Annotated in this window: 25 protein-coding genes; 5 read left to right on the top strand and 20 right to left on the bottom strand. The window is 43.4% G+C overall.

What is annotated here, in order from left to right; genetic code table 11:
• Positions 1 to 24: 24 nt before the first annotated feature.
• The 10 genes from rnz to BAU14_RS08930 form a co-directional block, all read right to left on the bottom strand.
• Positions 25 to 951: a ribonuclease Z gene (rnz, locus tag BAU14_RS08975; RefSeq protein ID WP_161899747.1), complete on the bottom strand. Its 927-nt coding sequence runs from the start codon at positions 949 to 951 to the stop codon at positions 25 to 27.
• A 123-nt stretch (positions 952 to 1,074) separates the two neighbouring features.
• Positions 1,075 to 1,668 carry a DUF456 domain-containing protein gene (locus tag BAU14_RS08970; RefSeq protein ID WP_161899746.1) on the bottom strand — a complete coding sequence of 198 codons (594 nt, stop codon included), beginning with the start codon at positions 1,666 to 1,668 and terminating at the stop codon, positions 1,075 to 1,077.
• Between the two features lie 409 nt (positions 1,669 to 2,077).
• Entirely contained in the window at positions 2,078 to 3,394 is a 1,317-nt protein-coding gene (gene obgE / locus BAU14_RS08965) for a GTPase ObgE (protein WP_161899745.1), read from the bottom strand.
• 140 nt (positions 3,395 to 3,534) lie between these two features.
• A complete protein-coding gene (locus tag BAU14_RS08960; protein ID WP_161899888.1) occupies positions 3,535 to 4,497 on the bottom strand; it encodes a D-2-hydroxyacid dehydrogenase in 963 nt (320 codons plus the stop codon).
• 22 nt (positions 4,498 to 4,519) lie between these two features.
• Positions 4,520 to 5,305 (bottom strand): hypothetical protein, encoded by a 786-nt coding sequence (locus BAU14_RS08955; RefSeq protein WP_161899744.1) that lies wholly within the window; start codon positions 5,303 to 5,305, stop codon positions 4,520 to 4,522.
• A 34-nt stretch (positions 5,306 to 5,339) separates the two neighbouring features.
• Positions 5,340 to 5,807 (bottom strand): GNAT family N-acetyltransferase, encoded by a 468-nt coding sequence (locus tag BAU14_RS08950; protein ID WP_161899743.1) that lies wholly within the window; start codon positions 5,805 to 5,807, stop codon positions 5,340 to 5,342.
• A 10-nt stretch (positions 5,808 to 5,817) separates the two neighbouring features.
• Complete coding sequence (locus BAU14_RS08945) at positions 5,818 to 6,741, bottom strand: alpha/beta hydrolase (RefSeq protein ID WP_161899742.1); 924 nt, start codon at positions 6,739 to 6,741, stop codon at positions 5,818 to 5,820.
• A 66-nt stretch (positions 6,742 to 6,807) separates the two neighbouring features.
• Positions 6,808 to 7,443, bottom strand: a complete 636-nt coding sequence (locus tag BAU14_RS08940; protein WP_161899741.1) for an NUDIX hydrolase — start codon at positions 7,441 to 7,443, stop codon at positions 6,808 to 6,810.
• 20 nt (positions 7,444 to 7,463) lie between these two features.
• Complete coding sequence (locus BAU14_RS08935) at positions 7,464 to 7,982, bottom strand: hypothetical protein (protein ID WP_161899740.1); 519 nt, start codon at positions 7,980 to 7,982, stop codon at positions 7,464 to 7,466.
• Between the two features lie 229 nt (positions 7,983 to 8,211).
• Positions 8,212 to 9,306 carry a DUF871 domain-containing protein gene (locus tag BAU14_RS08930; protein ID WP_161899739.1) on the bottom strand — a complete coding sequence of 365 codons (1,095 nt, stop codon included), beginning with the start codon at positions 9,304 to 9,306 and terminating at the stop codon, positions 8,212 to 8,214.
• A gap of 313 nt (positions 9,307 to 9,619) precedes the next feature.
• Between BAU14_RS08930 and BAU14_RS08925 the strand changes: the two genes are divergently transcribed.
• Positions 9,620 to 10,387 (top strand): peptidylprolyl isomerase, encoded by a 768-nt coding sequence (locus BAU14_RS08925; RefSeq protein WP_161899738.1) that lies wholly within the window; start codon positions 9,620 to 9,622, stop codon positions 10,385 to 10,387.
• A 169-nt stretch (positions 10,388 to 10,556) separates the two neighbouring features.
• Here the strand turns inward: BAU14_RS08925 and fabZ are convergent, their stop codons facing one another.
• Positions 10,557 to 10,994, bottom strand: coding sequence for a 3-hydroxyacyl-ACP dehydratase FabZ (gene fabZ, locus BAU14_RS08920; protein ID WP_161899737.1), 438 nt, complete (start codon positions 10,992 to 10,994; stop codon positions 10,557 to 10,559).
• 264 nt (positions 10,995 to 11,258) lie between these two features.
• Here fabZ and fabI point away from each other — a divergent pair, with 264 nt between their 5' ends.
• From fabI to BAU14_RS08905, 3 genes are all read left to right on the top strand, one after another.
• Positions 11,259 to 12,014, top strand: a complete 756-nt coding sequence (fabI, locus tag BAU14_RS08915) for an enoyl-ACP reductase FabI (protein ID WP_161899736.1) — start codon at positions 11,259 to 11,261, stop codon at positions 12,012 to 12,014.
• 567 nt (positions 12,015 to 12,581) lie between these two features.
• A complete protein-coding gene (locus tag BAU14_RS08910; RefSeq protein WP_161899735.1) occupies positions 12,582 to 14,372 on the top strand; it encodes a Na/Pi cotransporter family protein in 1,791 nt (596 codons plus the stop codon).
• Between the two features lie 236 nt (positions 14,373 to 14,608).
• Positions 14,609 to 15,538 carry a mechanosensitive ion channel family protein gene (locus tag BAU14_RS08905; RefSeq protein ID WP_161899734.1) on the top strand — a complete coding sequence of 310 codons (930 nt, stop codon included), beginning with the start codon at positions 14,609 to 14,611 and terminating at the stop codon, positions 15,536 to 15,538.
• Between the two features lie 285 nt (positions 15,539 to 15,823).
• On the opposite strand, the gene BAU14_RS08900 is transcribed toward BAU14_RS08905, so the two are convergent.
• The 9 genes from BAU14_RS08900 to BAU14_RS08860 all read right to left on the bottom strand — a co-directional run bounded on the left by BAU14_RS08900 (position 15,824) and on the right by BAU14_RS08860 (position 23,602).
• Positions 15,824 to 16,891, bottom strand: coding sequence for an endonuclease/exonuclease/phosphatase family protein (locus tag BAU14_RS08900; RefSeq protein ID WP_161899733.1), 1,068 nt, complete (start codon positions 16,889 to 16,891; stop codon positions 15,824 to 15,826).
• Between the two features lie 164 nt (positions 16,892 to 17,055).
• The gene (gene cbpB, locus BAU14_RS08895; RefSeq protein WP_161899732.1) at positions 17,056 to 17,565 is read right to left on the bottom strand and encodes a cyclic-di-AMP-binding protein CbpB; all 510 of its coding nucleotides are present in this window, start codon (positions 17,563 to 17,565) and stop codon (positions 17,056 to 17,058) included.
• 146 nt (positions 17,566 to 17,711) lie between these two features.
• Positions 17,712 to 18,224: a metallophosphoesterase family protein gene (locus tag BAU14_RS08890; protein ID WP_161899731.1), complete on the bottom strand. Its 513-nt coding sequence runs from the start codon at positions 18,222 to 18,224 to the stop codon at positions 17,712 to 17,714.
• On the bottom strand, positions 18,221 to 19,594 hold the full coding sequence (rph, locus tag BAU14_RS08885; RefSeq protein WP_161899887.1) for a ribonuclease PH: 1,374 nt from the start codon (positions 19,592 to 19,594) through the stop codon (positions 18,221 to 18,223). Before rph ends, BAU14_RS08890 begins: the two co-directional genes overlap by 4 nt.
• Before the next feature lie 26 nt (positions 19,595 to 19,620).
• Positions 19,621 to 20,424 carry a glutamate racemase gene (gene racE, locus BAU14_RS08880; protein WP_161899730.1) on the bottom strand — a complete coding sequence of 268 codons (804 nt, stop codon included), beginning with the start codon at positions 20,422 to 20,424 and terminating at the stop codon, positions 19,621 to 19,623.
• Between the two features lie 272 nt (positions 20,425 to 20,696).
• Positions 20,697 to 21,356, bottom strand: coding sequence for an amino acid ABC transporter permease (locus tag BAU14_RS08875; protein ID WP_161899729.1), 660 nt, complete (start codon positions 21,354 to 21,356; stop codon positions 20,697 to 20,699).
• 19 nt (positions 21,357 to 21,375) lie between these two features.
• Entirely contained in the window at positions 21,376 to 22,023 is a 648-nt protein-coding gene (locus BAU14_RS08870) for an amino acid ABC transporter permease (RefSeq protein ID WP_161899728.1), read from the bottom strand.
• Between the two features lie 16 nt (positions 22,024 to 22,039).
• A complete protein-coding gene (locus BAU14_RS08865; protein ID WP_161899727.1) occupies positions 22,040 to 22,849 on the bottom strand; it encodes a transporter substrate-binding domain-containing protein in 810 nt (269 codons plus the stop codon).
• 15 nt (positions 22,850 to 22,864) lie between these two features.
• A complete protein-coding gene (locus BAU14_RS08860) occupies positions 22,865 to 23,602 on the bottom strand; it encodes an amino acid ABC transporter ATP-binding protein (protein WP_161899726.1) in 738 nt (245 codons plus the stop codon).
• A 359-nt stretch (positions 23,603 to 23,961) separates the two neighbouring features.
• On the opposite strand from BAU14_RS08860, the gene trpS reads away from it, so the two are divergent.
• Positions 23,962 to 24,972 carry a tryptophan--tRNA ligase gene (trpS, locus tag BAU14_RS08855; protein ID WP_161899725.1) on the top strand — a complete coding sequence of 337 codons (1,011 nt, stop codon included), beginning with the start codon at positions 23,962 to 23,964 and terminating at the stop codon, positions 24,970 to 24,972.
• The last annotated feature ends 12 nt before the right edge of the window (positions 24,973 to 24,984 follow it).

Genomic DNA, 24,984 nt, shown 5'->3' with positions numbered 1-24,984 from the left:
AACTTCCTCACTTTCTTCTATAAATCAGTTAAAGGGGACTTCCACCACATCGAAATCTTTCACTATACGGCTATTGGGAAAGACGCCCTGTGCTTCTTTTTCCAACTCAATCGCGTCTTTCGCTAAATACCGAGCTGAGATATGGGTCAATAATAAGCAAGTTACACCTGCTTCTTTGGCTACCTGTGCTGCTTGTTCAGTAGTGGAATGGAAATAGGAGCGGGCCATTTGGGCTTCATTTTTATTAAATGTACTTTCATGGACCAATACATCAGCATTTTCAGCCAATCGAATTGAAGCTTGCGTAAAGCGGGTATCCCCCAATATAGTTACGATACGGCCACGGCGCTTTTGTCCCACAAAATCTAAACCATTGATTTTACGTCCGTCAGGCAAGGTTACTGTTTCTCCTTTTTTCAAGCGACCAAATAACGGTCCTGATTTAACTCCCAATGCCAACAGCTTGTCGGCTTGCAGCTCCCCTTCATGATCTGCTTCTACCACACGATAACCGAAGCTGGCAATCCCGTGATCAAGCTTTTCACAAATCACTTTGAATTGCTTGTCTTCAAAGACAACACCATTTTCTGCAATTTCAATAAATTTCAGTGGATACGACAGGCGGGTCTGGGACACTCGCAGTGCCATTTGGACAAAATCTCGTATACCTCTGGGGCCATAAATTTCAAGGGGCTCTGTCCCACCTTGAAAAGAGCGACTGGAAATTAAGCCTGGCAACCCAAAAATATGATCGCCATGAAGATGGGTGATAAATATTTTTTCAATTTTTCGCGGGCGGATGGTTGAACGCAAGATCTGCATCTGAGTTCCTTCCCCACAATCAAATAGCCAGACCGCATTGCGCTCATCTAGCAGCTTTAAAGCAATACCGGTCACATTGCGATGTTTCGCCGGTACACCGGCTCCGGTTCCTAAAAATTCGATTTCCATGAGTGTTATTCCTGACTTTCTGTTAAACTGGGCCACTGCTCGACTTGTATAAATTCTTAAATTTACTCTACTCGTCGCCTGTATTTAGCCAGTCCTCAGTATAGCATTTTTTACAATAGGCTGTCAGTCCTTTGCAGAAGCATTTGAACTGTCTGTCTCTCCATTGGTATTATCATGTTGTTTTTGCCAAGCTTGCTGGGCATTATTTTTCGTGTCTTTTTCCACCTGTTGGGCCTTTTTGATTTCTTCTTCGACTTCCTGGTAATCAAAACGACTAATGCCACCGCGCAACTGATTGATAATGATTTCATTGATCGGCCGATTGTCTTCTTCTTCAGCAATCAAAATTAGGCCAGTCTGTCCTTCAGCAATATCAGAAACCAGGAATTCAAAGATGTTGCGCGCATTTTTAATCTCCCGGGCATCTTGGGTTGCGCCAATCATACTGCCACCGACCCAGCCTAAAAGCATCGTCAACGGACCCACCAAAATACCAACCAGCATCCCAATCAGCCCGCCGGTTGAGGTTTTATTGCTACCGGTAAAATCAACAAAGTCTTCTATTTTAAATTTATGCTGTCCGTCATTCGAATGGGTCACGACAGCCATCTGCTCTCCTTTAACTTGCCCTGTGGCTGCTAATCTCTTCAGCTCAGAAAAGCCTTGGTATGCCAGTGACTCCATCTCGAAGTTCATTACGATTACACGTTTTGTCATTTTTTCTTCCTCCTTCATTTGTGACAACTCACTTTTACTTATTTTACCAATAACCAGAAAGATTGAAAAAGATTCGCTCTTTTCTGCCATTTGCCACACTGCTGGTGACCCTTGCGTTTGGGTAATCATTAGCAAACCATTGCAAAGCTGCCTTTTTCTGATTTTCTTGTGACGCAATCCTTTCCAAAATAAAAATGCAACCTCCACTATTCTTTAGCGGAAGCTGCTTGTCTTACTAACAAAAAAAGGAAATACCGAAGCATTTCCCTTTTTATAGGATTTGATCAAAATAATATCTTCGAAGAAGGAAGCTGATGATAAAGAGCCTTTTTACTTGTGACTCAGGTTGGTCATTTCTCATCATAGGATAGTGACAAGATACTTGTCACCATCTTTTTTGTGAAATTATTTATTCAACAAACTCAAACTCAAAATTGCCGATCCGAACGATGTCGCCATCCTTGGCGCCACGGGCACGCAATGCTTCATCAACTCCTAAAGAGCGTAATTGGCGAGCAAAACGCATCACTGTTTCATCATGGGCGAAGTTGGTCATCTGGAAGAGCTTCTCAATCTTCGGTCCACTCAAGACCCACGTTGCATCTGGCTCACGGTCAATAGCAAATTCCGGTTCATCGGAGGTAAAGCCATAGTGAACTGCTTCTTCTTCCACTTCCTCTTCCTCGTAAAGCGGGAATTCCGGTGTCTTTTCTAACAGGTCAGCTGTTGCGTTTAGCAGATTATCCAAGCCTTTACGGGTTACCGCTGAAATTGGGAAAATCAGAAGATCCTCTGCAAACTCATCCGTTTTTTCTTTCGCTAGCTCTTCTTTAAACTGAGCTAGATTTTCTTCTGAATTTGGCATATCCATCTTATTGGCTACAATAATCTGAGGCCGTTCCAACAAACGTAAATTGTGTTCACCCAGCTCTTTGTTGATCGCCAGATAATCTTCGTAAGGATCACGGCCCTCCATTCCGCTCATATCAATTACATGAAGAATCACTCGAGTTCGTTCGATATGTCGTAAAAACTGAGTTCCCAGTCCTACACCTTGAGAAGCACCTTCAATCAATCCTGGAAGATCTGCGACTACAAAGCTGCGATTATCAGAAGTATTGACCATCCCAAGATTTGGCACCAATGTCGTAAAATGATAGGCACCGATTTTAGGACGTGCGGCGGAAATGACAGACAACAAAGTCGACTTCCCAACTGAAGGAAAGCCTACCAGCCCCACATCTGCTAAGACTTTCAATTCCAACTCGATCCGGCGTTCTTGGCCAGGCTCACCATTTTCGGCAATTTCTGGTGCTGGGTTTCGTGGGGAAGCAAAACGAATGTTGCCCCGCCCTCCGCGTCCGCCTTTAGCAACAACCAAGGTCTGACCGTTTTCAATGAGGTCGCCCAGTAAAGCGCCGGTATCGGCATCACGAACCGTCGTGCCCGGTGGAACTTTAACAAAGGTATCCTCTGAGCCACGACCGTGCATTCCTTTACTCATTCCATTTTCCCCGGGATGGGCACGGAAATGACGATTGTAACGAAAATCCATCAATGTGCGCAAGCCTTCTTCAACCATCAAGACCACATCGCCACCGCGACCACCGTCACCGCCGGCCGGGCCACCATCGGGAACATATTTTTCCCGTCTAAAAGCTACCATCCCGTCACCGCCCTTACCGGCTTTAACGTCAATGGTTACTTGATCTAAAAACATGGACATCATTTGTCCTCCATTTCTTTTCACAAAACTGTTTCAAAACGTCTTTCCTATTGTACCTATCAAAACAACGTTTGTCTATTGTCAAACGACCGATAAATCTTTAAGAAAGAGTTATTTTCAATACTTTTTCACAAAATTCTTCAGGAAACCACATTTTGTCTGGTGCCTTGTAAAAAAGCAGTTAAATTCTCAACAGCAATCGCCATCAGACGTCCTCTGGTTTCAGAAGGCGCCCAAGCGATATGCGGTGTGATCCAACAATTTTTGGCGTGTAGCAACGGATTATCTGCCAAGATTGGCTCCTGGCTGACTACATCAACACCACAAGCTGCCAGTTTTCCCTTAGAAAGGGCCACTGATACAGCGGCTTCGTCTAATAAACCGCCCCTAGACGTATTCAAAAGAATGCTGCCCATTTTCATCTGAGCCAAAGTTCGCTCATTGATAATTTTTTCCGTCTCAGGAAACAACGGGACATGTAAGCTGACAACATCTGATTTGGCTAGCAATTTTTCAAGTGACAGCTGCTTAATCCAAGGTGCTTGCGGTTCTTTGGAGCGATGGTTCCAATAAACAACTTCCATCTTAAAGGCATGAGCAATCTCTGCTACCGCTTGAGCGATGGCTCCATAGCCAATCAAACCCAGCGTTTTCCCCTTGAGTTCGGTCAGCGGTTGTAACCAATAAGTAAAGTCTGGTGACTTTTGCCAGTCGCCTTTATGAACAGAAGCATTGTGGCGCCCCACTTGCGAACAGATTTCCAATAATAGTGCAAATGTGAACTGGGCCACTGCATCAGTCCCATAGGCCGGGATATTGGTGACGGTGATACCGGCACTGCGGCAAGCCTCCAGATCCACCACATTATAGCCGGTTGCCAGGACACCGATGTATTTCAGATTGGGACAAGCTGCAACAATTTTCTTGGTAATGGGAACCTTATTTAGCAAGATGACATCGCTAGAACCGATTCGTCGAATAATTTCAGCGCTATCTTCTGGCGGAGTACGGTCATATAAAGTAAATTCTCCCAGCTCCTCAAATTGCTGCCAACTAATGTCTCCTGGATTCAAAGCATAACCGTCTAAAACAGTGATTTTCAATTTTTTCATCCTCTTCTTTGTCTTATTGTACTGGTATTACCGTCATTTTCTTAAGCACTTCCTGGAATCTATTTTGATAATTTTCCCGATACAATGGCGTTTTGACATTGGCAATCATATTCTGGATCATATCGTGAGTTTCTCTTGTCATAGAGGTCTGTCCCTCCGACAATTCAATTTGTAGCTTTTGAAGTTGTCCATCGATTAGGTGGCCAATCTCCAATTGCCACCTCACCGTCTCAATTGCCTGCTGAATCGCTGTTTTCCAACCATCCTTTGACAATGGGGCCACTAACTCGTCTATTTTAGAAAGGCTGCTGCCGTCTGTAAGAGCAAGGCTCAAAGGATGATCAAAAGTGACCTGTGTTCCTTTGATTGCCGCTTCCTGCTGATTATCAAAAAGCCCATTGACTGCACTTTGGATCAAGACTTTTGTTTTAAGAGAAGCTAATGTTTGCAAGTGTTTATTTGATAGCTTGGTAGTGGTGAAAGAGAGCGCTTTTTCAGCGGCCAACTCCTCTACTTCTTGTTTGATTTGATTGACTTTGACAGTCAGCGTCTCTATGACCTCGCGATTGCAGCTTTCTGACATAAAACCATCAGAGAGCTGTAAAGCTGAAATGCTGCTGCCAATTTCGCCGCCTTGCTGCAACTGCTTTTTAAGAACCGCTATTTTCTCTAGTGCCACAGCTTGCTGCTGCTTTTCGATAAGTCGCTGAGCCTTGGGATATCCCAGCCCCACCATAACAACAAGCAATAGGACAAGACTACCGATTAGCTGTCCTGTTCTTTTCTGACGTTCTTCCATCATAATCGCTCCTAAACAGTAAAATCAAACTTTTTTAGGTTTCAGGTAATTCCATATGAATAAAGTTGGTCAGACCGTGCCAGCTGATTGCCAATTGCTGATCGAAAGGTTTAAAGCCGGCACCTTCATAGGAACGCTGGGCTCGTTCATTGAAATCCGCCACACGTAGCCAAATCCGTCCCTTGAACAGAAGATTACGGCGAATGTAATCGACGGCCGCCAAAGTAAACTGGCGACCGTGATGCTTGCCACACTCCTCTGGTCGAATACCCAATCCCAGTTCCAGGTCTTGCGATTGATAATTGAAACAAAAGATGCCGTAATAGCTTCCTTTACGATAGACCGCATAATAATCAGTGCCGTTGTCAGGGGCCAAGATTTCAGCAAGACACTCAGCAAAACCGGCAGCGGGTACATTATAAAATGTGTAAGGCTCAGGATAACGCCACTGCAAATATTCTATCGCCTCGTGTTCCTCCATTGGTTTTACTTGATACTTCATTTTGCACCCTCTATTCATATTTTTGCAAAAAGTTTTTGATCTTTTCTCGATACTTTTCCGGTTCAGTATCGTAACTTTTGGCATGTTCGGCGCCAGCGACTTCCCAACGCTCTTTCGGTGCATCGGTTGCTTTGTAGACTTCATCCAACATTGAAAACGGCACAAAGGTATCTGCTGTCCCGTGGATAAACAGCATAGGCGTCTTATTTTTAGCCAATTGTTTTCGAACATCCCCCTCTGTATAAAAGAAGCCGGCCCGCACACGAGTAACTAAATTGGTTACCTGCATGATAGGAAATGTGGGGAGATCAAACATGGCCTTGTATTGGTAGGTCAGTTCTTCTTTGATACTGGCATAGCCGCAATCTTCCACAATAGCAAAAACATTTTCCGGCAGTTTTTCGCCACTGGTATTCATCACGGTGGCCGCTCCCATGCTGATGCCATATAGCGTGATTTTTTCGTCAGACCCTTTTTCTTCCAGGACTTTGTTGATCCAGCCCAAGTAATCTTTTCGCTCGGGCCAGCCAAAACCAATCACTTCTCCTTGACTTTGTCCATGTCCTCGAGCATCAGGCAATAAGACATCATAACCCAAATCATGATAAATATTGGCAACTTGCCAAAGGGAGTCCGCGTTTGCCATATAGCCATGGGCAAGGATCGCCGTCTTATTCTGAGGTGTCTTCGCCGGCAAATAAATAGCTGACAAAAACAAGTTATCCTCTGATTTGATCTGCCAGCGTTTTCGGGTCTTACCATTAAACCAAGCTTGTTCGGGAGTGGTTTTCTTGCTATCAGTAGTTTCTTCACTAGCCAAGAAGTCTTTTGGTGCCGGTACAAAGGCATACGTATAAAAATAATTTCCAGCAAAAAGCAAGACAGCTGCCACTAGGACCAAAGCGATCAGTCCAATGCGTATAGTCCACTTCATTTATATACTTCCTTTACATTTTCATTTTCTATAACAAATTTTTCTTCCACAGGTGATTAGCCAGTCTCAATCACAAATAGTTGGAAAGGGTGCTTGATGATAAGCATAGGCCATCATCAGATCTACAAACGAGTTCCGCGGCAGGGACAGATCCAGACTTTGAATTTCGTCAATGTTGAAAAAGCGGGCATCACTGGTCTCAACGCCAGAAACCGGTTGGCCACTTTGCCAACGACAATAGATAAACAATTTGTAGACATAGGTCAAACGATACGGATAATCGTGCTTGGCCATGTCACGCAAGGCAATCAGTTTTTGAGGAATGATATTCACCCCAGCCTCTTCCAGCGTTTCTTTTTTAGCGACTTCAAAGGGAGAATAACCGACATCTCCCCAACCACCAGGAAGCGCCCAGCATCCTTCCCGTTTTTCTTTCACTAACAACAACTGATTCTTTTCGTTGAACACCGCTGCCCGAATATCTACTTTTGGTGTGGCGTATCCTTCATCAGCGGTCATAAAAACCGCAAGTTGCTTCTCAGGAACTGGGGTTAACTGTGCGATCAAGCTCTCAGTGACAGCTGTCAACTCTTCATAGCGTTCTTGATCAAAAACGTCTTTGCTGTAGGCTTTTCCACTTTGTGCAATTGCTTGCAGTCGGCTTAAATTTAACACGAGGGCTTGTTCATCGATACGATTCATGAATCTTCCTCCTTTCAAAATCAATTCTTCTGAGACAAAACTTCGTCCAATAGCAATTTTCTTTCTCCTGAAAGTGCAATTGGATCCTTGCCCGCTTGCAACGCTTCTTCAAATAAGATCGCAAGGTTAGAGTCTTCTTGGCAGGCCTGTAAAAGAGCAATCATCTGCTGACATCTGCCCACCCATTTTTCCATGAAGACATTGGTTGGAAGGATTCGCTGGGACAAATCGGCAATGTGATACACACCCGATTTTTGGCACCAGCGCAGACAGGCCTCGTACAGTGGCCGCATAATCATCGTCTCCACTTCCTCTGTTGCTGCAAAAGTGACTTCGACCTCTTTTTTTCCTGCCAAATATAAGAGATAGCAACGAGAATTTCCATCCAGAATTGTCAATTGTCCAGGGAAAATTTCATACACTTCAATTGGCGGATAACCTTCAAACTGAGCGGCTCGCAACAATTGTCCGTTTTTTTCGATTTTATTTTGATCCAGATACAATTGACCCACACTAAGCGCATCAATTTCTACCAGCATTCCGCTTCCCCCAGACTGATTCATCCCATTTTCTTTATGGGGATGCAAGATTTCTTATGTAATTGTAACACATTGGTTTCAGCTTTTTGCAGCACTTTAAGAGCCGATTTTTTAAACGTCAGTAATTGCATTATGTAAACTTATATTTTAGCAAATTTTACAGATATAGCTTGTTGCTGTAAGGAAAAAACCGCCTCTCACAAGTGAGAAGCGGCAATGCATCAAACAATCAGCCTTGGCTTTCCTTCAGTTTGAAGTTTGACCATGGTTTCAAAAATCCTAACAAGAACAATTCATCATCAGAAATGCGGCCGACAACGTTAACCCGTCCATCATTTTTCATTTCTTTCAAAGCAATCTGAGTTTCCCCTTTATATTGCCCGTAATCTACGTTATCAATCAAAACATCCCCGCGTGTAATATCTCGAGTATTGTGTGCCGGGAATGGTTTGTCTTTATAGTATACCCGAGTCATAGTTGAACGCAGGATGTATTCAGAACGATCCCCACGATAGCTATGAAGATTGTCAAACAGACAAATCCGCTCATCTTCTGTAATATCATCTTCCACAACTACTTTCAAAGTTGGGTATTCCCCATTGAAGGCTTCAGCCATAGCCGCCAGTTCAGCTTCTGAAGCATAGGCATTGCCAATGGAAATGTCGTCGATCAAGCCAGTCAAAACCAGGTGCTTGACCTGTGTCGCCAATTCCAGATCTCGGTGATCTTCCAGTGAGCACAAACCGTCTTGTGTCGGCCAAGGTCCAAAAGTCGCATCATGAGAGTTGACAAAGGCCATCGTGTTCAGATTGTATTTACGGAATTTTTCTGAACAGAAAACAAAATGATCATAACTCAGCCCAGAATAGCGATGCGGATAGAAATTGTGAGAACCCAGCAAATTGTTAGTATTTGGTGAATAACTCATAATATTATCGACATAGTTGGTACCAGAAGACATATTGATTTCGATTTTGATGCCGTATGGATTACGTGTCATGCGGGCTTCTTCTGCCCCAGTAAATCCGACATCCAGACGGACACCGTATGCGCCCATGTTATCGAAGAATGACAAATCGTCATATGAAATTTCTAATTGTTCAAACAAAGCCGGATTGATGTCCACCATTACTTCCATGTCCAGCGAGTTTGCATAGTCTACCACTTTTTTAAAGTCTGCCAACACTTGTTCCTTGTCGCCAGAAATTTGCAGCAAGCTGGTAAACACGCGTTTAAAGCCATACTTATGTGCCAAATCCAAGTAGGCTTTGTCCTTTTCAAATGTTGAACGTTCCGGATAGATGGAAATACCTAATTTACCCATGAAATGATCCTCCTGAATAGCGTTTCGAAAAACTTACCAACCAGCGTTCCCTCTGATTTTCTTACGAATAGGTAACCTGATCTAGCGGGCATTTCGAAATCGGTTTTAGTAGCATATTTAGTATAGCACTGGCTTTTTAATTGGTCTACACCTTTACCTTAAAAATCGGAAAAGGTTTACAAAAAGTTCACATACGAGTATAGTCAGGGGCGCATTTCTTTGTTATCCTATTATGGAAAGAATCCGTATCGGGTATGAAGATTCTCCTTGAGGACTTCATAAGCGTACCGATCCGACAGAAAGGAAATCAATAATGAAACAAAAACGATTGATCACCGGCTTTACCACTTTAGCAGCACTGCTTTTACTAGGTGCTTGCGGCAGTAGCAACACTGCCGATTCCGAAAAGGATGCTTCTAGCACAACGCAAGAGACGACCACCTCTTCTTCTGTTGATCTGAACAGCCTGGATCTGCCCCAACTATCTGACGAGGTGACCGCCGATGAGACGGTCGTAGAGATGGAAACAACCGCTGGCAATATCAAGATTAAACTATTCCCCAAAATTGCTCCAAAAGCGGTAGAAAATTTTGTGACCCACGCCAAAGATGGCTATTACGATGGCACGAAATTCCATCGGGTAGTTGAAGATTTCATGATCCAAGGTGGCGATCCCAACGGTGACGGTACTGGCGGCGAAAGCATTTGGGGCGACGGCTTCGAGTTGGAAGCCAGCAACCAGCTTTATAACATTCGTGGTGCCCTAGCAATGGCTCGCAGTCAAGATCCAAATTCTAATGGCAGCCAATTTTTCATCATCCAAAATAAGAATGATGTTTCTGACGGTTTAGCAAAACAATATTATCCTGAAGACATCATCAACGCTTACAAAAAAGGCGGTGTGCCACAGTTGGATGGCCAGTATACCGTCTTTGGTCAAGTGATTGATAACGGCATGGAAGTTGTCGATAAGATTGCCACTGCTGAAAAAACCGATGAGGCAAATAGTTTAGGTGAAAATGCGACTCTGAAAAAAGAAGTAAAAATCAATAAGATTAAGATCATTCAAGAAGCAAAATAAGAATCAATTAAGAACGCAGGAATAAAATAAGTGAAAAAGAGGGCCTTCTTCCGAAATTTCGGAAAAACGGCACCTCTTTTTTTGTAGAATACATTTGCTAAGCTTTCTTGTATTCTCTTAAAGCAATTATCATTTCCAATATTCTCATAATCTCATTGGCTAAGCAGTATTACTTAGCACCGACAATAAAGGTGAAACAACAACAAGCTGTGGTTTTTCCGGCAACAGTGGCCACTGCATCTGCACGACCGACATTTCCTTTGATTTTGGTGATCGTAAACTTCAGGTGCAACACGTCTCCTGCACGGACTTTTTCAATAAATTGCGCTTTGTCGATACCGCCAATATAAGCTGTCTGCCCAGCAAATTGTGGCGACTTGAGGATCAAAATCGATCCAGCTTGAGCCAAAGCTTCCAAAATCAAAGTTCCCGGCATGTGGGGATCTTCCGGAAAATTTCCCTGCATAAAGTCCTCATTCACAGTCACATTTTTAACTGCAGTGATCGTCTCACCAGGGACCAGTTGAATGACTTGATCCATGTAATATATAGGATAACGATTTGGAATCACTTGTTTGATTTCTTCGGTATTCATGATTTGCGTCATTTGGCAAACCCCTTTCATCTAAAATCCCCGTAACAATAGCAACACACTGGCTATAAGTTCATCAGGGCAAACTAACAAACTATTTAGTTTGATTATCAAAATATCACAACTCTGAAATTACAGCAACTGGGAAGCTCCCTAATAAATTTAATCGAAAAAAATAGTTTGACAATCAAACCTTTTTCCCTAATAATGGGAATGGCAACAGAAAACCTTTATTTTTTGATCTGCAATTATACTATTCTCATTTCAAGGAGTGTCAGCATGAGCTTATTACAAGGAAAAAAAGTCGTAGTTATGGGTGTTGCAAACAAGCGCAGTATTGCTTGGGGATGCGCCAAAGCATTGATAGAGCAAGGCGCTGAAGTCATCTATACCTACCAAAATGAACGTATGAAAAAGCAATTGGATAAATTAGTACCGGAAAATTCATTTATGGTGGAATGTGATGCTTCCTCAGATGAAAGTATCGAGAATGCCTTCCAACAAATCGGTGAAAATGCCGGCGAAATTCACGGGATCGTGCACGCTATCGCCTACGCCAACAAGGAAGATCTTTCCGGAGATATCCTGAACATTAGTCGCGAAGGTTTTGCCTTGGCGCAAGACATCAGCGCATATTCGCTGATTGCAGTGACAAAGTATGCCAAACCAATCTTGGCACCAAACAGCGGCATCGTAACCATGAGTTACTTAGGGGCTGAACGGGCCGTACCTAACTACAATATGATGGGAATCGCAAAGGCGGCTTTGGAAGCTGAAGTCCGTTATCTGGCAGCAGAGCTTTCTCCTCAAGGAATTCGTGTCAACGGCGTTTCTGCCGGGGCCATTAAGACACTAGCGGTAACTGGTGTTCAAGATTATCAAAAGCTGATCCAACTTTCTGAAGAACGCACTCCCGATCATATCGGCGTGACGATTGAAGAAGTCGGAAATGCGGCTGCTTTTCTCATCAGTCCAGCAGCAAGTGGCATTATCGGAGAAGTGATTTTCGTCGACAAAGGGGTTCATCTTTCCTAAGACATCCTTTTGAGAGAATGTGACATAGGTAATTTTCAAGTGTTAAACAGCGTAGGTTTAATCACAATGAATAAAAAGTAGATGGATGAGGAAATTTGTGAAACTCTTTAGGTCCTAGTCTAAAAAGAGAACAATCCCATACCGAAAAAGAAAAAGCGTGAACGACACTGATTTCGCCTAATGAAGTCAAGGGAAAGCTGCGTTTAAAATTTTTAACAATGAAAAGCCGACGATCTTCCAATGATTTTAAGGAGGATGGTCGGCTTTTAGGGTCTCACGTTTGGCAGTGGTTGCTTCAGTGGATGGTGACTCAATTATTGTCACAATTCAAGAGTCTCGACTAGTTTTAGAAATCTTCGTGACGCAACATAAGGCACGGCTTCTTGATTCATTTCTATTTATACGTGCGTGCTTTTTCAAAAAAAGTCGGTTTTTTCAGTAATTCGTTATTTTTTTGCTTTTCACTTCTGAAAAATCCGTTTACAACTTTGTTTTTTTCCCGTATGCTATCGATGAATGCTATAAAAAGGACGCCTGTCCAAAATCAAACATATCCGGGGGTAAGAGATGTCTTATCAAGAAATGTTGTTCACTTTTTTAGGTGGTTTGGGAATCTTCTTGTACGGAATCAAATTCATGGGAGACGGTTTACAAAAAGCAGCCGGTGACCGCTTACGGGAGGTCTTGAATCGTTTTACCTCTACGCCGTTGCGGGCTGTTTTAGCCGGTATCATTGTCACCGGATTGATTCAATCAAGTTCAGGAACTACGGTATTGGCAGTAGGTTTGGTATCTGCTGGCTTTATGACGTTACGACAAGCGATCGGGGTTATCATGGGGGCCAATGTTGGGACCACGGTCACGGCTTTTATCATCGGATTTAATCTGAGTGCCTACGCGTTACCAATCATCGGAGTAGGTTCACTGTTACTCTTCTTCTTCAAACGAAAATCATTACAGAATATCGGCCAGATTCTATTTGGTTTCGGCTGCCTTTTTTTCGGATTGACCCTGATGGGCAATGCGATGGCACCATTAAAAGAGCTGCCCCAATTCAACCAATTGATGGTTGATGTTTCCCACCACCCGATTCTTGGAGTTGGGATTGGTACGTTGTTGACGATGATTCTACAAAGCTCTAGCGCGACAATCGGCATCTTACAGCAGCTATATGCTCAAGGTAGCGTTGGCTTAGCCGCTGCTCTGCCGATTTTGTTTGGCGACAATATTGGGACGACCATTACAGCAGTCATTGCAGCCCTGGGTGCTAGTGTTGCAGCCAAACGAACCGCTGCCGCCCACGTAACCTTCAACTTAGTGGGTGCGGTGATCTTTACTCTACTGCTAACGCCCTTTACTCATGTAGTAACGATGATTGCCGGCGCGTTGGGCTTAAACCCTAGCATGCAGATTGCCTTTGCTCACGGATTATTCAATGTCACCAACTTGGCTATTCAATTCTGGTTTATTCCACAAATTGAACTGCTTGTGAAAAAAATCATTCCAGGTGAAGAAAAATCACTGGAAATTCGCCCAGTGGAACTGAACGAGGATTTCCTTTATACCTCCCCATCTATTGGCTTAAGACAAGCTTCCTCAGAGGTAATTCAAATGGGTTCTTACGTCCTTCGCTCATTAGATGCAGCCAAAAATTATTACATTAAGCCTGACGAAGAACTAAAAAATGACGTCTATCAATACGAAGAAGCCATCAATCAATTTGATGTGGAACTGACCGATTTCCTTGCCAAAGCCGCTACCTTTGAACTCTCAGATACTGAAAGCCAAGAACAAGCCATGCTTTTAGAATTCACGAAAGATTTTGAGCGAATCGGCGATCACAGCAAAAATATTGTGAATTTTGTCGAAGAAGCCTGTGAAGTAGAACAAAAACAGCGAGCACGGGAAAAACGCAAAGGGATTGAAACTAAACACCGGGAAAACCTGCTCCTATTTGACGATGACTTGTTGCTATTATTTGATAAAGTACGCAAAAATGTCCGGGATGCATTGGATGTATTAGAAAACGACGACATGGCATTGGCTGAGAAAATGCTGGAACGAGAACAAGAAGTCAACCGACTCGTAGAACTCTTGCGCAACAAGTACATTCGTCTGATGAATCACGGGGAAGGCCGGGCTGCAGATGGTATCTTGTTCATTGATATCAGCTCTAATCTGGAGCGATCCAGTGACCGGACGCTGCATATTGCAAAATATATTCTAGGAAATGAATACGGCTTTAAAACACCTGCGACTTACCACCAGCAGACTGAGCTTCATTCCAAACGGTCATTAACATTGCTGGCATCGGAAAAACAAGGGCCTGAATCCAACAGCAATGCCTTGAATAAATAGTAATCCAATCCGTATCACATCACCGGTAGTTTCTGAGACTGTCAGTTTCCGGTGTGTGATACGTTTTTTATATCCCAACTGAGCTCCCCTTGCTAATATAAATAAGTAACTACACTTTGCATTTTTTTATTAGCTGGTCATCTATGACACACAGGCAGCTTTTTGTTACAATAAAAACTGTTGCTCAACGACTAGAACTATTGACTGATTTCTGACTAATGGAGGTTGATTTTATAATGACACCGCTAAGATTACTTACTGAAAGTAGTACCACTGATTCAACCGGCTCAAAAATAACAGAACCCGCGGCTAAACAGCTAAATGCGTTGCAGCGTTGGTGGTCAAATATCGACTGGGAAGCAATTGCCGGTTCTGCCATCCAAAAAGGGTTGATGCTGCTCTTTTTACTTCTGCTTTTCGCTATCTTATTTAAAGTTGGGGATTTTTTAGTAGATCGCAGTTACCGCTCCTATCAAAAACGCGATCGCGCCAACGAAGGTCGCGTACGGACAATCCACACCTTGATGAGAAATGTCGTTCATTATACTCTGGGTTTCTTTTTTGTCTATTCGGTTCTCTCCACATTAGGCGTTCCCGTGGGTTCCCTATTGGCAGGTGCTGGGATCGCCGGTTTAGCCATTGGTCTTGGTGCACAGGGCTTCATGAATGATATCATCACCGGTTTTTTCATCATTTTGGAACAGCAAGTAGATGTCGGTGATTATGTCGTCTTACAAAACTTGGGAATTGAAGGCACGGTCATCGCTGTGGGCATCCGTACCTTGGAACTGCGGTCATTAAATGGGACGGTTCACTTTATTCCCAATCGCAACATTACGACTATCAGCAACAACTCTCGAGCAGATATGCAAGTAATCGTCGATGTCCGGATTCTGCCAGCTGAAGGCTTAGATAAGATTCGCGAAGTCGTCGAAAAAAGCAATAGTCGTTTGGCTGCGCTCGAACAACAAAAAATTACGACACCGCCAGTCGTCTTCGGGCTGGTTGATATTGGCGGAGGCAACTACGTGATTCGCACCACCTTTTATGCTGTCAATGGCAGCCAAGGAGCTTTAAAAGAAGAGTTTCTGGCAGCGGGTATCGACGCCTTGACTGAAGCCGGGTTCACCATTCCCACGGGTCCGGTTACTGCCCCGCTTAAATGAGTTAATTCAATGATTGGCATCACAATTTTCTCTCAACTGAACACCCCCAAACGAAAGACGCCAGCAAAAGACGGCTATCTGTCATTCCAAACGAATGGCGGATAGCCGTTTTTTTACCTTTTGGGGCATCACCATTCGCAAAAAAATTTTCGCCACCATTTTATCTTGCCTCTAAGCAAAATAAGAGGATAAAACCATCCAGCGATGATTCTATCCTCTACTCTTAGTCTGTTCTTCTTAGCTTTGCTACGAGAAGCTGGCTAATCTGTCACAGAAATCCTATCCTTACTTTAACTGAAAGGTCATCACAATAGGATTGTGGTCTGAATTCGCAAAACCCTGGTCATGGACAGCGACTTTTTCAACAGATACATTGTCAGAAACTAAAAACCCGTCCACGATGGAGACAAAGGAAGACCCTGCTTTATAGGGCTCATTGTTTCGACGAACCGATGGGATTTCTGCCTCTGCCAGCCCGTCAGTAGCTACGCGGAAGTGGGCAGGCAATTGGTCAGTCGGAAACGCATGGGTCCAGTTGAACGGCTCTGTTTGGGTGCCAAATACTTCCGGGCTATTTCCCAACATGTCATGATTAAAATCGCCACCAACGATCACATGATGGCCATTTTCATACTCCTGCTTCATAAAGTTGAATAGTTTATCCAACTGCGCTTGGCGAATGTCGCGGTTTTTAGTGAAGGCTGACATGTGCAAGTTGATCAAAGTCAATGTCCGCCCGTCTGTCACCGGAATTTTAGTGGCAGAAAAAGCCCGATCCAAGTCAAAAAACTTGTTGAAATCCGTATCAATGGGCAGTGAATACCGCGTGCTTTCAGTCATATGGGCTTTGGCGAAGGTCAACAGACCGGATTTGGCTTTTCCGATGGGATCAGTCACGGGATAAAAAAGATAAGCCGAGTCATAATTTTGAGCATACACATTACTATACTCCGCCAAACCTTTTTGTAAACCAGCTACTTCATCCACATGCTGGGAACGATCACCATCTTGATCTACTTCCTGAAACAGGGCCAAATCAGGATCAAGGGCTTTAGTGGTCTTCAAAATTCCCGCCATGTTGTCTTCTACTGTCGCTTTATCATAAGCCCGTGAATATTTCCCACCATCCATGAAAAAGCTGTAGTCAGCCGGATAGGCAGCATAACCGATATTGTAGCTCATGATGTCATAACTCTTGCTCTTTTCCAGAGATGCCTCGTTGTGGTCTACCACCGACAAGCTCATCTGATCTGGCAGCCGTTTGTAGCTGATGAAAACATATCCCACATAACAAATCACAATGACCAAGAGCAGGGCAACCAACCCAGCTACAATTTTCAAAACTTTCTTCATTTCAATTCCTCCAATTCACCTCATCATACCACAGGAATAAAAACAGGAAAAAGGCTTTGTTTTTTCTTCACACTTTTATTTCCTTACTTTCCAGCAAAACAAATAAGCCACCAACAGCCAAGTGTATCCGGCGACTGTCCGTGACTCAAAGGTTATTGAAAACATCAAACAACTTTTAGCCCTTTTTTTGTTGGGCCTTGATTTTTGTCCGTTTTGGGCAGCAGCTGGTAGCGGCGTTCCAACTCGTGAACCAGATGGTTGGTGCATTTCAGAATCTCTTTGCGGGTAATAATTCCCAAGAAAATTCGATCCTTATTAATCATTGGCAGAAATGGATTATTGACTAAGAGATGTAAGATGTCTTCCAGGTCTGATTCATCTGTCAGACAGTCCACACCAATCTCCATCACATCGGCAACAGTCAATCCTGCCAAATTGTCCGTATCAATATTGGTCAGTGAAACCATTTTCCGAACAATATCATTTAATCCTAGCAGACCAACAAAATGGTCGTCCTTGTCCAATACAGGAATTTTGCTGTAACCGACATTGGCCAATACCAACAAAGCATGATCCAGTGAATGATTGTACATAACTGTCGCGACATTATCTGCTGGAATCAGAAAGTTGTCTTGATTTTCCAAAAGCAATGCTTGCGTATCTTTACCTATCAAAAGAGTAGCCTCCGTTTCCTAAAGCTCACCTTGATTGTATCAAAAAAGGAAGGAGAAAAGTTTACCTCTCCTCCTTCCTTTATAAAATTCTTACGCAGTTTTCAGTCGTTATTAAGGTAGTCAAAAAGCCCTTTCACTTTAATCACTCAACGAGGAAACGTAAAATGCAAATCTGTATAAGGCGCAAAGTCACGACCAAAATATTGGATACCCCAACCTTTGGCATCAGCATCAATGATAGCGAAGGCTTTCTTTTGAATTGGTCCTCGAGGCTGAGTGATGCTTCCGGGATTTAAGTATAGCCGATGCTGAACGACTTCACAGCCGATTTGATGGGTGTGACCAAAAAGAGCAATCGTCGCATCGTTTTCCGCCGCTTCATAGGCAATTTTGCTCAGACCAAAGCGAACGTCAGATAGATGTCCATGAGTCACATAAATGCGGTCCAAAGGTGTTGTTAACAGTAGTCGTTCCTTGTAGCCGGCATCAAAATCACAATTGCCCCCCACTACCTGAAACGTTTCGAATAATTTGTCGTCTGCCGGTAATTCTGAGTCTCCGCAGTGGATAAACAAATCCACTGTCTCACGAAAATGAGCGGCAATTTCTTCTAGAATTTGACGGTCGCCGTGGCTATCAGATACAACTAAATATTTCATCTATTTCCTCCCTCTTTTGCTTCCTTGTTATCCTCAGCTTCTAACCAGTCTTGCCACAACTTTTGCATTTTCGCAAGTGCCAGACCACGATGGCTCAGATGGTTTTTCTCTTCCGGCGGCAGCTCGGCAGCCGTTTTTTCCATCCCTTCAGGTACAAAAAGCGGATCGTAGCCAAAGCCCTGTTCACCTCTTGGAATACGGCCAATGTGCCCCGGCCAGTCTGCCTCCACCACCAGGCTGTCCTTTCTAGGTGCGGCAAAAACCAGTGTGCAGTGAAATTGGGCCGTGCGTTTGTCATCTGGCACTTCTGTCAGTTCGTGGAGCAGTTTGGCATTGTTAGCCGCGTCACTTTTGTGTTCGCCGGCAAAGCGGGCAGAATATATTCCCGGCATCCCCCCCAACGCATCGACCATCAAGCCGCTGTCATCTGCTAAAACCGGCTGTTTCAGAATCTGGGCGATGGTTTCAGCTTTTAGGCGGGCATTTTCTTCAAACGTTTTTCCCGTTTCTTCCACTTCTGTCAATTCCGGGAAATCTTTCAAAGTCTTAATCTGATAGCCAGCAGCAGCAAACATCGCTTCAAATTCTTTCGCTTTACCGGGATTTCCGGTAGCAATGACAATCGTTTTTTCATCGACTTCAGGATAATCCATTTCCAGCAAGGCTTCTTTTTGAAAAGCAATCAGCGATTCGATGGCGGTTTTTCCGTAAAGAATCATTTCATTGAGCTCTTCTCCTGAAAAAGCAGCTTCTTCTCCAGTTCCTTGAATTTCTACAAAGCGTCCCTTTTCAGTCATCACCAAATTCATGTCCACAGCAGCAGAATGATCCTCAGCAAAATCCAAGTCAGTCACGCAGTTGCCATCTGGAAGAATCCCTACGCTGACCGCTGCTAAATGCTCTTTGATGGGGTCTTCTTTCAAGATATTTTGCGCTAAAAGCTTGTCCACCGCTAAACGCAAGGCTACAAAAGCGCCGGTAATGCTGGCTGTGCGGGTTCCGCCGTCTGCTTGGGTCACGTCACAATCCACGAGGATACTGCGTTCACCCAATTTTTCCAGATCCACCACTGCCCGCAACGCCCGGGCAATTAAGCGTTGAATTTCCATGGTACGACCGCTGAGCTTTCCTTTGGCGCTCTCTCTTCGATTGCGGGTATCTGTCGCTCGAGGCAACATGCTGTACTCAGCGGTCACCCAGCCTTGTCCGCTATCCTTCAAAAAAGGAGGAAGCCGTTCTTCCACCGTCGCCGAACAGATGACTTCTGTATCACCGAAGCGAATGACACAAGAGCCCTCGGGATGTTTGTAAACATTGGTTTTAATCGAAATTTTCCGCAGTTCTTGCGGAGTTCGTCCATCATGTCTGATCATTTATTTCTCCTTTAAAGTCGTTGTTAGTCAAGATCTACGTGTTGAGAATGAACTTTCACCGGCAACCAATCATTTGCAATTTCATCAAAGAGTTTAGTCGAACCGGTGGTGAAAAATCGACAATCACCAATTTTTGATGGATCAGGATTGGCGATATTAAAATAATCCAGCAAGACACTGACCTCCCCGACTGTTTCCGCACCAGAGTCAATCAAAGTCACACTACTGCCCATATAATTTTGAATGATTGGTCGTAGCAATGGGTAGTGGGTGCACCCTAAAATTAAGGTATCAATCTTTTTCAGCTGTAACGGTTTCAAGGTCTCGGCCACAATTTTTTTTGCAATTGGTGAGTGGTATTCATTACTTTCAACGATTGGGACAAACTTAGGACAAGCCAATCCAAAAATCGCTGTCTTGTCCGTTTTTGATTCAATCGCTCGCCGATAAGAATGACTCTTGATCGTCCCTTGGGTGCCGATAACACCAATACGGCGACTGCGGGTTGCTTTTACAGCAGCTCTGGTTCCTGGCAAAATCACTCCAACAACAGGGATTGGCAACTCTTCCCGAATAATATCTAAAGCCACAGCAGTTGCTGTATTGCAGGCAATTACCAACAGCTTGATGTTTTGTTCCATTAAAAAAGCAGCCATTTGGCGAGTAAACTCGATTACTTGTTCTGCCGGACGCGGTCCATAAGGGCAACGGGCAGTATCTCCCAAATATACAAAGCGCTCATTTGGAAGCTGTCGCAGTGCTTCTTTGACTACGGTTAAGCCACCGACTCCAGAATCGATAAAGCCGATTGCACGTTGATTCGTCATATGATTCAATCCTTTATCCTTTAGGCACATTCTGTCTGCTTTCTTGAATTTCTCCATAAACAAGATTCACTACCAATCGTTTTACTCTAGTTGCTGGTAAGTGAACCTGATTTTGGAAAGCCAAAAGATCAAAAACATAACAGATAACCTATTTTCACCTTTTTTACCGGAGATTTCAAGTATCTGTCTTTGAAGCGCAAATTTGTTTAATAAAAACGCTGAGTTAACACCACAAAAAAATCCGGCCCAAGTACTCGGCCGGAAAAGCTAGCTTAATAATTGTACTGACGTTTTTCCAAATACTTGGATAATAGGGACAATACATAACAAACAATAAAATACATCACGGTCATTGCCACAAACATAGGAATGACGTAGCTTTCATTTTGGCCATAAATAATCTTCGCATTATGAGTAAGCTCCGGCAGACTGATAATAACTGCCAGCGAGGTATCTTTGATTAATGAAATCAATTGACTGACTAATGCGGGAATCATCGATTTAAAGGCCTGAGGAATAACGATACTTGTCATAGTCTCCGTGTAAGTCAACCCAGTGGATAGCCCCGCTTCCATCTGTCCTTTTGGCACAGCATTTAACCCCGCCCGGAAAATCTCAGAAAGCATTGCAGATTCAAAAATTGTCAACGCGGCAACTGCGGCCCAAAAAATCGACAATTTGATACCAATCTGAGGTAAAGCAAAATACGTAAAGAAAATAATCAGCAGCAGTGGCAAGTTTCGGATGATATCTACCACTAGTCCTACGATTTTGGACAACAGGGGGATATTGGCAAAGCGCAGCACCCCCAAGATGCCACCGATAATAAAGCTCAGTAAGATAGAAACGACGGAGACTAAGATCGTCACCAGCAAACCATCCATCAAAAAGCTTAAATTTGCATAGGAATAAGCATCAATAAAGTTTTGCATAACAGGTCACGTCTCCTTTCTAGTCCGTCAATGCCCAATGTTTTTCTAAATGACTCATCAAGTAAGACAATGGCAATGTCAACACTAGATAAAACAAGGCAGCGATAATATAGGTATTAAAGGTATCAAACGTCGTATTTGCCACTGAATCGGCTTGATACATCAGATCCAGGCCGGCCACCATGGCCAAGACTGAAGAATTCTTCACCAGATTGATAAACTGATTTCCCAATGGCGGGATCACGATTTTGAAAGCTTGGGGCAATACGATATAGCGCATTGTTTGCCAGTAGGTGAACCCAGCAGATAACCCTGCCTCCATTTGCCCTTTCGGCACAGTTTGAATACCGGAACGAACCGTCTCAGCAATAAAAGCCGAGGTATAAATAATCAGTGCAATCGTCCCAGCTTGAAAACCATCCAGGACAACCCAATACATTGGAACTACCACTACAAAGAACATGGCAATGATCAAAAGCGGGATGTTACGGAAAAATTCCACGTAAGCTTTCGCTAAACCGGCAACCAGTCTATTTTGAGATAACTGCAGGATAGCCATTAAGGTGCCAATGACCAAACTGAAGACCAGCGCAATAACACTGGAGTAAATAGTGACTTTAAAGCCTTCAAAAAACAAGCTGTGATACTCTTGGAATAGTTGGATCATGCGCGCTGCTCCTTTCTTATTCTTTCACTCGGCCATCATCAGAATCCGGAAACCACTTGTCATAAATGCGATCATAGGTTCCATCTTCATGCATTTCATGGAGTGCTTGGTTAACCTCAGCTAAAAAGTTATCCTGGCCTTTGTTGATGGCAATTCCATAGGGTTCTTTGGTAAAAGCACCTCCTGCCAATTCATAATCCGGATTTTGTGAGGCCATCCCCAAAAGAATCGCGTTATCGGTAGTCATTGCATCCCCTTGTCCGGATTGAAGAGCAGTAAAGCACTCTGCGTAGTTTTCCCACTCCAAAACTTTGGCTTCGGGGGCAGCTTTTTTGATATTGTCCACAGAAGTTGAACCTTTTACCGCCAAAACGGTGGTGTCAGCCCCCAAATCATTGATGCTCTTGATTTTACTGCCCTTTTTTACAAGCAGTGACTGACCGGCATCAAAATAAACATCTGAGAAATTCACTTGCTGCTTGCGTTCTTCTGTAATAGTCATAGTAGCGATGATAGCGTCAATATTGCCGTTTTTCAATAAAGGGATGCGCGTTTTGGAAGTCACTTCCACAAAAACAGCACTGCCGTCAGCTCCTAAGATTTTTTCTGTAATCCCGCGAGCAATATCAATATCAAACCCTTTGACCTCTTTGGTCTTGACGTCCATCATCCCAAACAAACGGGTGTCGTTTTTGACTCCCCAGGTGATCTGGTTTTCCTCTTTACTGGTTTTTGCAATATCCCGATCGGCTACTTTTTCACCACAAGCAGTCAGCGTGATGACAAGTAAACAGAGGGATAGTAGTGAAAGCAGTCTTTTCTTCATATGTTCCCCTCCGAATCAATGATTGATAACTTTACTGATAAATTGTTGGGCGCGATCAGACTGAGGATTTTCAAAGAAATCTTCCGGATTGCGGCTTTCTTCAACGACTTCGCCATCTGCCATGAAAATCACTCGATCAGCAACTTCTCGTGCAAAGCCCATTTCGTGAGTAACTACAATCATCGTCATTCCGTCTTTCGCGATTTTTTTCATAACATTCAAGACGTCACCGATCATTTCCGGATCCAGCGCTGACGTTGGTTCATCGAACAACAAGACTTCGGGTTTCATAGCCAGTCCGCGAGCAATAGCCACCCGTTGCTGTTGGCCACCGGAAAGTGTTGATGGATACACATCTTTTTTATCCAACATTCCGACACGATCCAACAGTTTTTCAGCGGTTTTCGTCGCTTCTTCTTGAGACTCTTTCAATACTTTAATCGGTGCCAAGGTGATATTTTCCAAAACGGTCTTGTTTGGATAGAGGTTGAAATGTTGGAAAACCATCCCGATATTTTTGCGAACCTCAGTCAACTTGGTATTTTTATCATGCAAATCCTTGTCATTAATCAAAAGTTCACCGGAAGTAATACTTTCAAGACCATTGATGCAGCGTAACATGGTGCTTTTCCCGGAACCAGATGGCCCAATTACAACAACGACTTCACCCTGTTCAAATTGTAAATTAATATTTTTTAATGCATGAAACTTTCCGTAAAATTTTTCTACATTCGCAAACTCGATCATCGCCATGCAGTCATCCCCCTTATTTCATACTCATTTTGGCATTTACTCATTATTATAGCGATATTTTTGAGAACTTGTAAAGAAAAATATCTCTTTATACCGGCTATTTTCTGAATATTCCCGAAATTATTCGGCAAATCCAAGCAACAACATTCGTGATTCAATGCAAATTGCGAGAAATATCAAGTTTTTTATTCATCAAATATTCATAATAGTCACTAGCAATTTTCTTTCATTTTTTGCGGATTTGAATCCGCTGGCAAGCAGTGTCCTAAAGGTCCAACTTCTTGATAGAGTCAGTTGTCTATTCTTCTAAAAAAAGGTACACTGAAACAGAAACAATAATTAAGGAGCAGGTGAAATCATTGAGTAATACCATACTAACCGGCGATCGCCCCACCGGAAAACTCCATTTGGGACACTACGTTGGATCTTTAAAAAAACGTGTTGAAATGCAGGCAGATCCTGACAACAAATTGTACATCATGATTGCGGATATGCAGGCCTTGACAGATAATGCAAAAAATCCCGAAAAAGTTTCTGCTAATGTTCTGGAAGTCGCTTTGGATTACCTGGCAATCGGCTTGGATCCTTCAAAAACGACTATCTTTATCCAATCTATGATTCCTCAGTTGGCGGAACTGACTATGTATTATCTGAATCTTGTCTCTGTTGGGCGCGTTCGACGCAACCCAACCGTTAAAACAGAGATTGAACAAAAAAACTTTGGTGAAGGTGTTCCAACAGGTTTCTTTATTTACCCCGTCTCTCAAGCTGCTGACATCACAGCATTTAAGGCAAATCTAGTGCCCGTCGGCGAAGACCAAAAACCGATGTTAGAACAGACTCAAGAAATCGTTCATTCCTTTAACAACACTTATAGAGAGGTTTTAGTGGAACCGAAAGCCGTTTTGCCACCAAAAGGACAAGGCCGTCTTCCCGGTATCGATGGTAACGGTAAAATGAGTAAATCATTGGGCAATGGTATCTATATTTCCGATCCTGCCGATGTCTTGGCTAAAAAAGTTATGAGCATGTATACCGATCCCAAGCACATTCATGTGGAAGATCCCGGCCAAGTAGAAGGCAACATGGTCTTTACTTACCTGGATGTCTTTGGAACCGACAAAGAAGCAATCGAGGAAATGAAAGCTCACTATCGTCGCGGCGGTTTGGGCGATGTGAAGATCAAACGCTACCTGATTGACATTTTAGAAGCTGAGTTTGGCCCAATCCGTGCGCGTCGTGAAGAGTTTGCAAAAGACCCGGCTGCTGTGATGGCGATGTTGAAAAAAGGCAGTGAGGATGCAGAGCAAGTGGCTGCTGCGACTTTGGCCGAAGTCAAATCAGCCATGGGAATTAATTATTTCGCTTAAACAACTGAATTT

The organism is Candidatus Enterococcus leclercqii, assembly GCF_009933135.1.
GTDB lineage: Bacteria > Bacillota > Bacilli > Lactobacillales > Enterococcaceae > Enterococcus_C > Enterococcus_C leclercqii.
Note: the sequence above shows the minus strand (reverse complement) of the source record. Positions and strands in the feature narration are given on the sequence as shown.

Excerpts from the sequence above, each read along its gene's own strand:
- rnz (WP_161899747.1), bottom strand. The coding sequence starts at position 951 with ATGGAAATCGAATTTTTAGGAACCGGAGCCGGTGTACCGGCGAAACAT.
- BAU14_RS08970 (WP_161899746.1), bottom strand. The coding sequence starts at position 1,668 with ATGACAAAACGTGTAATCGTAATGAACTTCGAGATGGAGTCACTGGCA.
- obgE (WP_161899745.1), bottom strand. The coding sequence starts at position 3,394 with ATGTCCATGTTTTTAGATCAAGTAACCATTGACGTTAAAGCCGGTAAG.
- BAU14_RS08955 (WP_161899744.1), bottom strand. The coding sequence starts at position 5,305 with ATGGAAGAACGTCAGAAAAGAACAGGACAGCTAATCGGTAGTCTTGTC.
- BAU14_RS08950 (WP_161899743.1), bottom strand. The coding sequence starts at position 5,807 with ATGAAGTATCAAGTAAAACCAATGGAGGAACACGAGGCGATAGAATAT.
- BAU14_RS08945 (WP_161899742.1), bottom strand. The coding sequence starts at position 6,741 with ATGAAGTGGACTATACGCATTGGACTGATCGCTTTGGTCCTAGTGGCA.
- BAU14_RS08940 (WP_161899741.1), bottom strand. The coding sequence starts at position 7,443 with ATGAATCGTATCGATGAACAAGCCCTCGTGTTAAATTTAAGCCGACTG.
- BAU14_RS08935 (WP_161899740.1), bottom strand. The coding sequence starts at position 7,982 with ATGCTGGTAGAAATTGATGCGCTTAGTGTGGGTCAATTGTATCTGGAT.
- BAU14_RS08930 (WP_161899739.1), bottom strand. The coding sequence starts at position 9,306 with ATGGGTAAATTAGGTATTTCCATCTATCCGGAACGTTCAACATTTGAA.
- BAU14_RS08925 (WP_161899738.1), top strand. The coding sequence starts at position 9,620 with ATGAAACAAAAACGATTGATCACCGGCTTTACCACTTTAGCAGCACTG.
- fabZ (WP_161899737.1), bottom strand. The coding sequence starts at position 10,994 with ATGACGCAAATCATGAATACCGAAGAAATCAAACAAGTGATTCCAAAT.
- fabI (WP_161899736.1), top strand. The coding sequence starts at position 11,259 with ATGAGCTTATTACAAGGAAAAAAAGTCGTAGTTATGGGTGTTGCAAAC.
- BAU14_RS08910 (WP_161899735.1), top strand. The coding sequence starts at position 12,582 with ATGTCTTATCAAGAAATGTTGTTCACTTTTTTAGGTGGTTTGGGAATC.
- BAU14_RS08905 (WP_161899734.1), top strand. The coding sequence starts at position 14,609 with ATGACACCGCTAAGATTACTTACTGAAAGTAGTACCACTGATTCAACC.
- BAU14_RS08900 (WP_161899733.1), bottom strand. The coding sequence starts at position 16,891 with ATGAAGAAAGTTTTGAAAATTGTAGCTGGGTTGGTTGCCCTGCTCTTG.
- BAU14_RS08890 (WP_161899731.1), bottom strand. The coding sequence starts at position 18,224 with ATGAAATATTTAGTTGTATCTGATAGCCACGGCGACCGTCAAATTCTA.
- racE (WP_161899730.1), bottom strand. The coding sequence starts at position 20,424 with ATGACGAATCAACGTGCAATCGGCTTTATCGATTCTGGAGTCGGTGGC.
- BAU14_RS08875 (WP_161899729.1), bottom strand. The coding sequence starts at position 21,356 with ATGCAAAACTTTATTGATGCTTATTCCTATGCAAATTTAAGCTTTTTG.
- BAU14_RS08870 (WP_161899728.1), bottom strand. The coding sequence starts at position 22,023 with ATGATCCAACTATTCCAAGAGTATCACAGCTTGTTTTTTGAAGGCTTT.
- BAU14_RS08865 (WP_161899727.1), bottom strand. The coding sequence starts at position 22,849 with ATGAAGAAAAGACTGCTTTCACTACTATCCCTCTGTTTACTTGTCATC.
- BAU14_RS08860 (WP_161899726.1), bottom strand. The coding sequence starts at position 23,602 with ATGGCGATGATCGAGTTTGCGAATGTAGAAAAATTTTACGGAAAGTTT.